This window comes from uncultured Enterococcus sp., assembly GCF_913775425.1.
GTDB lineage: Bacteria > Bacillota > Bacilli > Lactobacillales > Enterococcaceae > Enterococcus_G.
Map to the genome: position 1 here is coordinate 1 of NZ_CAJYIS010000078.1, position 11,763 is coordinate 11,763.

Genomic DNA, 11,763 nt, shown 5'->3' on the forward strand with positions numbered 1-11,763 from the left:
TACTAGAAAATACTAAAAAAGATCCCCCAAGTCTACATTCAAGGGGGATCTTGTTGTGCAAGGGCAGTTGCACAAAGCGCTAGTCATCATAAGTTTACAATCATTAGACTACTAAATAGTCTGTTTGTTCACTAGCTATACCTATAGTATATTTATCGACATTTTTTCCGTCAAAAGACTTGCTCTACTTGTTTTTTTGATTGACACCAGCTTGATTTGCATAGGCAAATTGAGGTTGCGTTAATTCAAATCGAAAATGCTCACGGCTGACATAACCTACCGTTTCTTCACTATCATATAAAGCCAATAAAAATTCAGCCATTTCTTCACTCGTATGATACATCCCAAAGGCTTGATCATAATCATACGTTGCATCATTATTGGCTACTTTACCAAATTCTGTTTTCGTTGCCGCTGGTGCCAATACTTTTGCTTGCATCGGAGCATTCGCAGCTTTTAATTCATGGGCTAATCCTTCAGTAAATGCACTAACAAAAAATTTTGTGCCGCAATACGTAATGGCAGTAGGTACAATCGTATATCCACCTGCTGAAGACACGTTAATCAACTGTGTACCTGAAACATCTTGATATTTTTGGACAAATAACAACGATAAAATCGTAACAGCTTCTACATTTAAGCGAATCATCTCTTGCGTGCGAAGTACATTTTGATCACGAAATGTGCTGTAATGTCCAAAACCTGCATTATTGATCCATGTTTCGAGTTCAAATTGTTCAAGACTTTTAAAAAACTTTATGCATTCATCTGGGACACTTAAATCTATAGATTTTACAATAATATCGAGACTTGGGTATTCTGCTAACAACTCTTCTTTTACGAGCATCAAAGCTTCTTCACGACGCGCAACTAAAATCAAATTTTTTTGTCTGGCAGCAAAAGCTTTCGCAGTCGCACGACCAATTCCAGTACTTGCTCCAGTAATGACTGTATATTTTTTTGTCATCTTCTTACATCTCCTTTTAGTGAATAACTAAAGGATAAGACCTGGAGTGTACTCTAGGTCAAGTACATTTTTTTATTTATTTTTTTATGGTTTGTTCATGAAGCATATTTTGATAAATTGCTATTTTTGTATGCAAAAAATTAAGATGTTGCGTCAGTTCAGCTTGCTGCGCATTTAAATAGTCGGTCTGCTGATACAACAATTGTAAGCGCTGGGCAATCGTTTCATCTCCTTGATAACGTAAATGAGCATATTCTTTAATATCTGTTAAACGCATACCTGTTTGTTTCAAACGTTTGATAAAATTAATCCAAGTAACATCTTGTTCATTAAATACGCGGTGATTTTTATAATCTCGTTTTGGAATGATCAACCCTTCTTTTTCATAAAAACGTAACGTATCAATCGATAGTGAAACAAGTTGGGCAAATTGTCCGATAGTATAGCTCATTTGGTTTCTCCTAACTTTTAAAAAACTTTTTTTGATGAATCCTATTTCAATTTTTTATTTCCGCATACGTATATGTCATCATCAGTTCCCCATTTTCTTCATCTAAACGAGTCGTATTGACAAATCCATTTTGCTCATAAAACGAAATAGCTGCCTTATTTTGTTGATGAGTACTCAATACGACCATCTCTACGCTCCACGTAAGTTTTATAAACGCTAATAATTTTTCTAAAAATACCGTCCATATCCCTTACTTTGAAAGTGTTGATCGATCATAAAACGATCTAACCAAATATATTTTTGCATTTGATCATAAGCACCAATCATCGCAAATCCTACCGTTTTTTCATCGGTCATTAATGCAAATGGTTGCCAATTATAGGATTTGTCGTAAGCTGCTTCTAATAAAGAGGTGGCATTTGACTCAATAAAGTGTTTTTGTTTTTTAGAAACTTGTAATTTGATTACTTGCCGCCAATTTTCTTGGGTCACGGGTATGATAGTGAGTGTCATATTTCGAGTTCTCCTAGATTTACTTTAGATGCATCGATGTCCGATTGATGTTTCACCCAGTCTAGAACTTCTTTACTCGTATGACAGATAGCTTTTGGTTCAACTTGGTGTGTAGCAGAGATATGGTATTTATTCAACCAAACAGCATCCCAACCTGCATTTATAGCTCCCAAAATATCATTTTCAAGAGAATCTCCAATCAAGCACAATTCTTCAGGAAGTTTATCGACTTGACGTGCGACATGAGAAAAAATTTCTGGATCAGGTTTCATCATACCAACTTCTCCTGAAACAAAGATGCGATTCGGTAAAAACCATCTTTCTAGCTGTAGTTGTTTGATTTTATTACGTTGATAATTAGAGGCGCCATTTGTGAGTAATGCAATCTCGATTTGATATTTTACACAGTAGTCTAAGATCTCTTCCATGAATGGATTGAGCGTGATTTGTTGCTGATACTTTCGATAATTTGCTTGGAATTGATCTGCCTGTGTATCCGTGATCGTCTGTCCTAATGCGAAAAAAGCCTTTTGAATGCGATAGCGATGCATCGCTTGCATGGACATCTTCCCTGTTTCTGAAGCAACAAACACTTCATCGCCATACTTGCGGCTTAATCGATACAACTCCTCAACGTTGATATCTTTCATATGGAACTGATCCTCATACGCTTTTTGAAATGGAATCAATTGATCATATAAGGTATCGTCTAAATCAAATACTAACATGGATAACTCTCCTTTGTTTTTACTCTTTTTAGTATAACAAAAAAGCAACTGGCTAGATGATGTATTTTTATTTTTTATAATTTTATTGTTTTTGCGATAATAGTAATCGAAAACAGATTATAAAATACGTATTGATCTCCGTACATTCGTTTAATTTATTTCATTTTATTCTATCTTAAGCTTCAATTAAGTTCATACGGCTACACTAAGAACAACAATAAAACAAGAACCGTTATGAGAAAGAAGAGGATGAATATGATCAAACAACATTTTCGCTATTTATTGCTAGGATTTGTCTTAATCGATTTTACGACACCTTATCTTCTAGCATTATTTTATCCTGAGTATAATTCACTAACCCAGGTCATTAGTGAATTAGGTAGTGTCAATAGCCCGGTATATTATGCGTTTAGCCTCGCCTCAGTCCTTTCTGGAACATGCTTACTTTTGGGATTAGTCGGATTGATGGACTACTTAAAAAGTAAGACATCTTCTCTAAAGAGTCTTGCTGTAAGCTGCACTCTAGCAAGTTTTGCGATTGGTGAATGCTTACTTTCCGGATTGTTTAGTATCGATAGTGCTACAGGTTATACTGCCTTGATTCATGAGCTTGCCTCGATTCTTGGTAGCTTTGGAATGCTGTTCTTCCCATTTTTGATTGGACTTGTCCTCTATAAACAAACTCCTATTTTCGCAAGACGCTTCTTTGTTATTGGTACACTGTCGATTATTTGCGCTTTTCTAAATGGTTATGCGCAATATATTGGCTTAGATTTCGCAGGAATTTATCAACGTTTATCCATGGCAATGATGTATATGCCGATTGTTTTCTTTGTACTTACCCTTGCACCAAAAACAAAACCCGTTTTTCAATCATCTAAATCTGTAGTTCTAGCTCAATAACTATGATATCTAATCTTGTTGCTTTTTTTACTCACTAGTCTAACTAGTGGGTTTTTTTAGTCAAAATTTTATAAGAATAACTTTTACTGTAATTTTTTTCAAAACTATTGGAAAAAACGATCTATCAAGCGTAAACTTGAAGCATAGGGGTGATAAATATGAAAACTGTAAATTGGTACGATGGTCGAAAGGAACGTACTGAAATTGCGTGCGATCATCTAATGGAACTCATTAAACATCTAAATGATTCTAACGAACGACCATTAAGAGAATTGTTTGCAAACTACGTGACCGAATTTTCTAATGATTTGAACGCTTTCCCACTTATTTTGAGTCGCTTCAATTTAGATGTTTCCAATTGCTTGCTCAAACATCGTATTGCTTTAAATCCTGAAAATAAAAAATTAGTTAAAGAGATCCTTGCATTGAGTGAACTACGTTATACGTATTAAAAAGGAGAAGATAAATGATCAACGTTGAATTAACTCGTTTTCGTGTCGTAAAAGGAACTTCTCATCTTGTCGATGAATGGCTCGCCTTTTTAAACGAACATATGCACGAAACCTTACTGACTTTAGAAGCTGAGAAAATGTACGTAGAAACGATCTTTCGTGAAGTATTAGATGGACACGAATACTTATACTGGTACTCGATTCAAGGCGAAGGTGGTCAAGAAGTTGAAGACTCGACACATTGGATCGATCAAAAACATTTAGCCTATTGGGAACAGTGTATCGACAAGACTTTTCGTCCTGTAGATCTGACACCAGAAGTCATCATGATCCCAAAAAATATCAGACAACAGATGGAATAAAAGAAACGGCGTTCCAGAAGTAGCTCCTTAAAAAATAAGCCAAATAATTACCGAAATAGGTGAACTTATTATCGGGATTATTTGGCTTATTTTCTGGAGCTGCCCACTTCTGTCACAGCCTCTTTACATAAAGCACATGTGGACGAAGAACTGAAGTTTCCTCAACATTCGGATGTAAAAACTCATTTACATACGTCATGCCGATCCGTTTCATCACTTGCTCAGAAGGAAGATTGATTACTGCGGTAAAACTATAGACCTCTTTTATTCCAAGCTGGCTCGCATAGTCCAAAAGCGCCCGTGCACCTTCTACGGCGTACCCTTGATGCCAATAGTCTTTTTTTAAGCGCCAACCAATTTCAACTTGACCCTTTAATTCATGCTCAAATCCAATCTTCAGCAATCCCATGAAACCAATAAATGTGTTCGTTTCCTTAAGCTCAACTGCATAGTTAGAATAACCATACGTGTTGAAATGTGCCATCGATTTTTCGATATAAGCCTGTGATTGGGCAACACTCATCACATCTGGAAAAAAATGCATGACTTTAGGATCTTGATTCAAGGCCACTACGTCTTCTTCATCTTCATGTGTCAATGGGCGAAATCCCAAACGTGGCGTTTCTAAACAATATCTACTCATGAACTCCCACTCCTTTTTTACTATCTTCTTGTCCTAGTTTACGATAAACTAAGTGAAAATAATAGATTGGAGTTGAAACGCCTTATGATGGAATCAATTGATTTTCGCTCTTACACACCAGCAGATTTAACCTCTTGTGCAGTAGGATTGGTTGCAGCTTACAAAGATGCGCCTTGGTACAATTCTTGGTCCAATGAAGATGCCAAGCGCCGCATTGAAACCACAATGAGCGGCAGCAATGCGCGTGGGTTTATTCTTACTGATAGACATATGATCTTAGGAATGTGCTTGGGTCGTATCGATTATTATTTTGATGATTGGTCACAATTTGTAGTTGATGAATTTAATATTCATCCTGATAGTCAAAAAATGGGCATGGGAAAACGTTTGATGACCTATGTTTCACGTGAACTCAAACAGGAACATATCAACAGACTATTTCTAATGACCGGCTCTTCAGAAGTGATCCCATTCTATCAAAAAATCGGGTTTAGCTTTAATGCAGAAAGTACGATGATGACGCTTGATTTAAGCTAAAGGAGGAACAACATGAACGTTGATGTAACAAAACTTAATTGGACACGTGCGCCAAAGCACTCCGTTATTCAACCCGATAAGATCGAGATTACAACGGAGCCTCATACGGATCTATGGCAACGAACGTATTATCATTTTCAAAATGATAATGCTCCGGTTCTTCAACTAGAAACGACGGAACGTTATTTCTCATTTCAAGTGAAAACGACCGCACAGCGTCATCATCGCTTTGATCAGTGTGGCATCGTGATGTATCTAGACAGTCAGACTTGGCTTAAAGCTTCTAGCGAATATGAAAATGAGCAGTTCCAGCACTTGGGCAGTGTCGTCACCAATAATGGCTATTCCGATTGGGCCACAAGCACTATCGATGCGACAATTTCAGAAATTTGGTATCGATTAAGCCGCCGTGAAGATGATTTTTGTCTTGAATCTTCTTTTGATGGCATTCATTTCGAACAAATGCGGATTTGCCATATGCAAAATATTCAAGACTCCATTCGATTTGGTATCTATGCGTGTAGTCCCGAAGAGTCTTCTTTTACTGCGACGTTTACCGATATGAGCCTTACAGCATGCAAATGGCCCGCTCATGACGGTCAACAACCAGATGAACCCACGCAATAGCTGCGTGGGTTTCTTCATTAGATCGTGATCAAATCATTCAAAGACATCATTTCTAGTAATCCTTGTGCTACTTCGCTCCCTTTATTTCCAGCCTTCGTTCCAGAACGTTCGATTGCTTGCTCGATTGTTTCAGTGGTTAATACACCAAACATAATCGGAATAGTTGCCTGTAACCCGACTTGAGCAACCCCTTTGGCTACCTCATTGGTCACTAACTCGTAATGGCTAGTTGCACCACGAATCACTGCGCCTAGCGTTAAAATACCATCATACTGTTTATTTTCTACTAGTCGCTTGGTAATAAATGGAATCTCGAATGCTCCAGGAACCCAGTATACATCGATTTGTTCCTCTGAAACACCATGTCGCACTAGATTGTCGATTGCCCCACTAAGTAATTTAGATGTAATAAATTCATTAAAACGTGCAATTACAATCGCTACTTTTTTAGTTTCTCCTTGGTAAATACCCTCTATAATCATTTTTTCCTCCATTCATCAAACTGTTAAATAGTGATGAAATTTTTCCTTTTTTGTCTTTAAGTACTGCTTGTTTTCTGATACCGGTATGGTTTCCAGTGGGATACGCTCTACTACTTCAATGCCTAATGCAGCAAGTTCGCTCACTTTATCTGGATTGTTCGTTAGCAATTTGATCTTTTTGATCCCAACTTGCTTTAATATTTTAGCCGCACTAGTATAGTTACGTTCGTCTGGTAAAAAACCTAATGCTTGATTGGCTTGATACGTATCTAATCCTTGTTCCTGTAGCTGATAGGCACGTAATTTATTTTTTAAACCAATCCCGCGTCCTTCTTGTCTTAAATATACAATCGCACCTCGACCTTCGCGCTCGATCTGGTTCATCGCCATGTGCAGCTGTTCGCCGCAATCGCATCGATGAGATCCTAATACATCACCAGTGAAACATTCTGAATGGATGCGCACGAATAAAGGCTCCTCTGTTTGAGTAGTTAGATTTTTAGATAGCAACAACTGTTCTTTCGATTGCTCATCTTCAAAAAGTCGCAAGTCAAAATCACCAAAAGCTGTTGGCAACTTCACTTGGACGATTTCACTGGTTTCTTGGTGAACTTGGCTATATGCTGCTAGCTCTTCTACCGTTAGAAACGGGAGCTTCCAGTTATTTGCGAGTTGTTGCAATGCTGATTTTCGAGCCATCGTACCATCATCAGCTAGGATCTCACAAATATATGCAGCTTCTTGGCACTCTGCCAGTTTGGCTAATTCAATTGCGGCTTCAGTGTGCCCACGTCTGACGGTTAAACCAGCTGATTTTGCAATCAAAGGGAACACATGACCCGGTCGATGAAAATCAATTGCTTTAGCGTTAGGATCAGCTAGTGCACGAATGGTTTGGGCACGATCGCTAGCTGATATCCCTGTGCTTGTTTGAATGTGATCGACACTCACTGTGAATGCTGTTTTAAATGTATCGCTATTTTCTGTGACCATTTCATGTAGCGCAAGTTGTCGTGCTTTTTCTTCAGATAAGGGCGCACAGATCAAGCCCCGGCCATGGGTAACCATAAAATTAATCATTTCTTTTGTAGCATGTTCTGCTAGGCCTACTAAATCACCTTCTGCTTCTCGATCATCGTCGTCAACTAGCACGATTAATCCGCCTTTTTTTAGCCAAGCAAGAGCCTTTTCCACTTTATTCATATTTGATTTTCTCCAATTCAACTCGGTATTTTGTTGCTTGAACGTATTTTCCAATCATATCCGTTTCGATATTCACTTTTTCGCCTAACATTAACTTTCCTAACAGTGTATGTTCACTTGTATGCGGGATTAAACTGACTGAAAACGAATGAGCTGTAGTCTCGATGATCGTTAAACTTACTCCGTGAAGCGCAATCGATCCTTGGGCGATAATTTGGCCTTGTAGCTGTGGTGGATAAGCAAAAGTCAGCACTAGCGCTTGACCTACTGTTCGTTTTTTTAACAAGCGCGTTGTACCGTCAATATGTCCGGACACAAAATGGCCTTCGAAGCGCTGTGTTTGTTGCATCGCTCGTTCTAAATGAACTTGATCTCCACGTTTTAAATGTACAAATGTCGTTCGTTTTACGGTTTCTGGCATAATCAAAACGGTAAAGGTCGTAGCAGTACGTTTAGTTGCCGTTAAGCATGCGCCATTGATCGCCATACTATCTCCTAAATGATACTCCGCCAACATGGCACTTGAAGCACGACACGTCATTTCTAAACTAGCACCCAGACGCGTCATTTCTTGAATCGTCCCGACGCCTTGAATCAATCCGGTGAACATGTACTTAACCTCCTAGCTGTGATTTTCAGATCTTCCCCCACTGTTAGTACCTGTGTGATGCTCAAATAAGAACATCGTGGCAATTGGTCACTTGAAAAACTAGGTACGCTTGTTCCTCCAAGTATTTTTGGAGAAAGATACGTGATCACTTCATCATAAAGTTCACTTTTTAAAAAAGCATCATGAATCTGAGCGCCTCCTTCAACATACAATGACTGAATTTTTTGAGTGACTAGGTAGGCTAATACTTGCTGAATCGTGAGTGTTTCCAAACTATGAACTGTCACATGATCTGGCATATCTGGAATGAATACTTGTTCTGTTAAAATCAACACTGGAACTTCACTAGGTTGAAACAGCTGTAGATCCATCTGCTCAAATATCCGCCCACGACGATCCAATACCACTCTAACCGGCGGAAAATTTGAAACTGTGGTAGCTAGCAGTTGAGGATCATCTGTCAAAGCAGTTTGACTACCGACAACGATCGCTTGGTAATTTGCACGCTCATCATGCACCATATCGTAGGCAGATTTGGACGTGATAGTAGTTTGTTGGTTTCTATCATAGGCGATCTTCCCATCTAGCGTAATTGCTTGTTTCAAGGTCACATAGGGTCGATTTTGTTCGTAAAATGTCAAATATGCTGGATTTAATTCTCGAACTTCTATCTCTTTAATCCCTGTGATCACTTCGATTCCTTGCGACTCTAAAAAAGCTTTTCCCTTTCCAGCAACTAACGGGTTCGGATCAAGTTGTCCAATAACTACACGAGAGATCCCGCTAGTTACAATAGCTTGCGTACAAGCAGGTTGTTTACCTTGGTGATGGCAAGGTTCTAGGGTGACATATAACGTTGAATTAGATATAAGCTCAGGGGCGCTACATTGATCGAGTGCCACTTGTTCAGCGTGTTTCTCACCATAAGCAAAATGTGCACCTGTGGCAATGACCTCATCTTCACAAACGAGCACTGCACCGACTAATGGATTAGTATACGTGTTGCCAATTCCTTTTTTGGCTTCTCTGATTGCCATTTCCATGTACTGATCATGCATTTTATCGCCTCCTTCACAAAAAAAAGCATGTCTCATAAAATACGAGACATGCTGAAATAAGACCATTGATTTCCAATTTTAGGCAGAATCCACCCTTGGTTTACACTGGTTTTTTTCTTCTCACATCCAGACTTTAACTGTCGGTGCCAGATTCTCACTGGCTCCACCGCAATAAGCGGGTCACGGACTTCAAGCATACTACTTGTCACCGCCGGTCGGGAATTACACCCTGCCCCGAAGAATATATTCAATTCATGCAGTATCGTAACGTATCGACTATTTTTCGTCAAGCACTAAACTTGGATGTTTCTCTGATAAAAGCAAGTCGAGTATCCTTTTTTCTTGTTATTTTGGCTTTGTTATTTACAGCTTACTGCACTTAAACACTTATTAAGTAGGATTTTTGATTTTATTTTCTTTTTTTTATTCACTATATGTTTTTTTATTCAATGATATACTACATGAAAAAAATTTTTTTATTGACAATAAATAGATCATTATCTATATTTAAAAAGAATTCATTACATAGATAATGATCTATCTATAAAAAAAGGAGACGAATTATGGATTACATCTTACAAGCAAAGCTTTTTAAGGTATTCGCAGATGCAAATCGTTTAAAAATTATTGACCTACTCTCTTGTGGCGAGTTGTGTGCTTGCGATTTATTAGAACATTTTACCTTTACCCAACCGACACTCTCGCATCACATGAAATTATTAGAACAAGCGAATTTGATCCTGATAACAAAAAAAGGAAAATGGTGCTATTATCGTTTGAATGATTCCGCATTCTCTAAAATTCAAACCGATATGAATCAGTTAGTTTCGACTTCGACACATTGTGTGTGTCACACAGAAACATGTCAGGAGGATTCACACTGTGACTAAAAAGTTAAGTTTTTTAGACCGCTATCTCACTCTATGGATTTTTTGCGCTATGGGTATAGGAATTGCGATCGGCTATTTTTTCCAGAGCGTTCCTAAAACGATCGATACACTCTCATTTGGTACGACCAATGTTCCGTTAGCTATTGGATTAATTTTGATGATGTATCCTCCTTTAGCAAAAGTGAATTACCGAAAAATCGGTCTTGTCTTTAAAGATTGGAAAACATTGCTCCTTTCTTTGGTTCAAAACTGGATCATTGGTCCTTTTTTGATGTTTTTCTTGGCCATTGTTTTTTTGCGTGATTATCCAGAGTATATGGCTGGTTTGATTATGATTGGTTTGGCACGCTGTATTGCGATGGTCATTGTATGGAGCGACTTAGCTCAGGGCGATCGTGAATATACTGCAGGCCTAGTTGCGTTCAATTCACTGTTTCAAATTTTCTTTTATCCTTTATTTGGCTTTTTCTTTTTGACTTGGCTACCGAATTTACTTGGTTTAGAAGCACATGCCTTAAGTATTACCATGATTGAAATTGCAAAAAGCGTCTTTTTCTATTTAGGGATTCCTTTTCTAGCAGGTTTTTTGACCCATATTGTCTTAACTAGAATCAAAGGGGATGAATGGTACTACCGTGTATTTATTCCTAAAATCAGTCCAATTACCTTGGTGGCGCTTTTGTTTACGATCGTCATGATGTTTTCGGTAAAAGGCGATAAAATTATTGAGTTACCACTTGATGCACTACGTATCGCCATCCCGTTATTGCTTTATTTTATTTTAATGTTCTTTGTCTCTTTCTTTTTATCCAAACGTTTGGGGACAACCTATCCTGTGGCTGCTTCGTTATCCTTTACTGCTGCAAGTAACAATTTTGAACTGGCAATCGCTGTCGCAGTTGGGGTATTTGGTATCCATTCGGGTGAGGCTTTTGCGGCCGTGATCGGACCTTTAGTCGAAGTGCCCGTATTGATCGCCTTGGTCCACGTCGCCTTAAAATTAAAAACAGTGTTTACACCAACTAGGAGTTGATTCTATATGAAAAAAATCTATTTTTTATGTACGGGAAATTCATGTCGTAGCCAAATTGCAGACGGTTTGGCACAAAAAATTTTCGATCCTAACATTTGGGAGATTCGTAGTGCGGGAATTGAAGCTCACGGACTCAATAAACGAGCGATTCAAGTCATGGCCGAAATCGGTATCGACATCAGCCAAAACAAATCAGAAGTCATTGATGTAGACTTTTTAAATGATGCACAATACGTGATTACCTTGTGCGGCGATGCGTTAGATAATTGCCCTGTTATTCCAGCTCATATCACACATGAGCATT

The 11,763-nt window shown here is 38.3% G+C and carries 18 protein-coding genes and 1 riboswitch; of the genes, 8 read left to right on the forward strand and 10 right to left on the reverse strand.

Features of this window, described 5'->3' with window-relative positions:
• Window positions 1-184: 184 nt before the first annotated feature.
• The 5 genes from QZ413_RS09010 to QZ413_RS09030 all read right to left on the reverse strand — a co-directional run bounded on the left by QZ413_RS09010 (window position 185) and on the right by QZ413_RS09030 (window position 2,659).
• Window positions 185-967: an SDR family oxidoreductase gene (locus QZ413_RS09010; protein WP_297079441.1), complete on the reverse strand. Its 783-nt coding sequence runs from the start codon at window positions 965-967 to the stop codon at window positions 185-187.
• Between the two features lie 76 nt (window positions 968-1,043).
• On the reverse strand, window positions 1,044-1,418 hold the full coding sequence (locus tag QZ413_RS09015; protein ID WP_297079443.1) for a MerR family transcriptional regulator: 375 nt from the start codon (window positions 1,416-1,418) through the stop codon (window positions 1,044-1,046).
• A gap of 46 nt (window positions 1,419-1,464) precedes the next feature.
• Window positions 1,465-1,605, reverse strand: a complete 141-nt coding sequence (locus tag QZ413_RS09020) for a hypothetical protein (RefSeq protein WP_297079445.1) — start codon at window positions 1,603-1,605, stop codon at window positions 1,465-1,467.
• A 41-nt stretch (window positions 1,606-1,646) separates the two neighbouring features.
• Window positions 1,647-1,931, reverse strand: coding sequence for a GNAT family N-acetyltransferase (locus QZ413_RS09025; RefSeq protein ID WP_297079448.1), 285 nt, complete (start codon window positions 1,929-1,931; stop codon window positions 1,647-1,649).
• Window positions 1,928-2,659, reverse strand: coding sequence for an HAD family hydrolase (locus QZ413_RS09030; protein ID WP_297079450.1), 732 nt, complete (start codon window positions 2,657-2,659; stop codon window positions 1,928-1,930). Before QZ413_RS09030 ends, QZ413_RS09025 begins: the two co-directional genes overlap by 4 nt.
• Before the next feature lie 255 nt (window positions 2,660-2,914).
• Here QZ413_RS09030 and QZ413_RS09035 point away from each other — a divergent pair, with 255 nt between their 5' ends.
• From QZ413_RS09035 to QZ413_RS09045, 3 genes are all read left to right on the forward strand, one after another.
• Complete coding sequence (locus QZ413_RS09035) at window positions 2,915-3,562, forward strand: DUF998 domain-containing protein (protein WP_297079453.1); 648 nt, start codon at window positions 2,915-2,917, stop codon at window positions 3,560-3,562.
• Between the two features lie 158 nt (window positions 3,563-3,720).
• The gene (locus QZ413_RS09040; RefSeq protein ID WP_297079455.1) at window positions 3,721-4,014 is read left to right on the forward strand and encodes a bacteriocin immunity protein; all 294 of its coding nucleotides are present in this window, start codon (window positions 3,721-3,723) and stop codon (window positions 4,012-4,014) included.
• A gap of 14 nt (window positions 4,015-4,028) precedes the next feature.
• Complete coding sequence (locus QZ413_RS09045) at window positions 4,029-4,376, forward strand: DUF6176 family protein (RefSeq protein WP_297079457.1); 348 nt, start codon at window positions 4,029-4,031, stop codon at window positions 4,374-4,376.
• 112 nt (window positions 4,377-4,488) lie between these two features.
• On the opposite strand, the gene QZ413_RS09050 is transcribed toward QZ413_RS09045, so the two are convergent.
• Entirely contained in the window at window positions 4,489-5,019 is a 531-nt protein-coding gene (locus QZ413_RS09050) for a GNAT family N-acetyltransferase (RefSeq protein ID WP_297079459.1), read from the reverse strand.
• 84 nt (window positions 5,020-5,103) lie between these two features.
• On the opposite strand from QZ413_RS09050, the gene QZ413_RS09055 reads away from it, so the two are divergent.
• Window positions 5,104-5,556 carry a GNAT family N-acetyltransferase gene (locus tag QZ413_RS09055; protein WP_297079461.1) on the forward strand — a complete coding sequence of 151 codons (453 nt, stop codon included), beginning with the start codon at window positions 5,104-5,106 and terminating at the stop codon, window positions 5,554-5,556.
• A gap of 12 nt (window positions 5,557-5,568) precedes the next feature.
• The gene (locus tag QZ413_RS09060) at window positions 5,569-6,183 is read left to right on the forward strand and encodes a DUF1349 domain-containing protein (RefSeq protein WP_297079463.1); all 615 of its coding nucleotides are present in this window, start codon (window positions 5,569-5,571) and stop codon (window positions 6,181-6,183) included.
• 17 nt (window positions 6,184-6,200) lie between these two features.
• On the opposite strand, the gene ribE is transcribed toward QZ413_RS09060, so the two are convergent.
• The 4 genes from ribE to ribD are packed head-to-tail and all read right to left on the reverse strand — an operon-like array spanning window position 6,201 to window position 9,536.
• Window positions 6,201-6,665 carry a 6,7-dimethyl-8-ribityllumazine synthase gene (gene ribE, locus QZ413_RS09065; RefSeq protein ID WP_297079465.1) on the reverse strand — a complete coding sequence of 155 codons (465 nt, stop codon included), beginning with the start codon at window positions 6,663-6,665 and terminating at the stop codon, window positions 6,201-6,203.
• Window positions 6,666-6,680: 15 nt separating this feature from the next.
• Complete coding sequence (gene ribA / locus QZ413_RS09070) at window positions 6,681-7,868, reverse strand: GTP cyclohydrolase II (protein WP_297079467.1); 1,188 nt, start codon at window positions 7,866-7,868, stop codon at window positions 6,681-6,683.
• The gene (locus tag QZ413_RS09075) at window positions 7,861-8,478 is read right to left on the reverse strand and encodes a riboflavin synthase (RefSeq protein WP_297079470.1); all 618 of its coding nucleotides are present in this window, start codon (window positions 8,476-8,478) and stop codon (window positions 7,861-7,863) included. The genes ribA and QZ413_RS09075 overlap by 8 nt, the downstream gene beginning before the upstream one ends.
• Window positions 8,463-9,536 carry a bifunctional diaminohydroxyphosphoribosylaminopyrimidine deaminase/5-amino-6-(5-phosphoribosylamino)uracil reductase RibD gene (gene ribD / locus QZ413_RS09080; RefSeq protein WP_297079472.1) on the reverse strand — a complete coding sequence of 358 codons (1,074 nt, stop codon included), beginning with the start codon at window positions 9,534-9,536 and terminating at the stop codon, window positions 8,463-8,465. Before ribD ends, QZ413_RS09075 begins: the two co-directional genes overlap by 16 nt.
• 110 nt (window positions 9,537-9,646) lie before the next feature.
• Window positions 9,647-9,782, reverse strand: a riboswitch (FMN riboswitch).
• Window positions 9,783-10,099: 317 nt separating this feature from the next.
• On the opposite strand from ribD, the gene QZ413_RS09085 reads away from it, so the two are divergent.
• The 3 genes from QZ413_RS09085 to QZ413_RS09095 all read left to right on the forward strand — a co-directional run.
• Entirely contained in the window at window positions 10,100-10,426 is a 327-nt protein-coding gene (locus QZ413_RS09085) for a metalloregulator ArsR/SmtB family transcription factor (RefSeq protein WP_297079473.1), read from the forward strand.
• On the forward strand, window positions 10,410-11,459 hold the full coding sequence (arsB, locus tag QZ413_RS09090; protein ID WP_297079477.1) for an ACR3 family arsenite efflux transporter: 1,050 nt from the start codon (window positions 10,410-10,412) through the stop codon (window positions 11,457-11,459). The genes QZ413_RS09085 and arsB overlap by 17 nt, the downstream gene beginning before the upstream one ends.
• A gap of 6 nt (window positions 11,460-11,465) precedes the next feature.
• Window positions 11,466-11,763 (forward strand): arsenate reductase (thioredoxin) (locus QZ413_RS09095; RefSeq protein ID WP_297079475.1); only part of this gene is annotated, 298 nt, incomplete at its 3' end.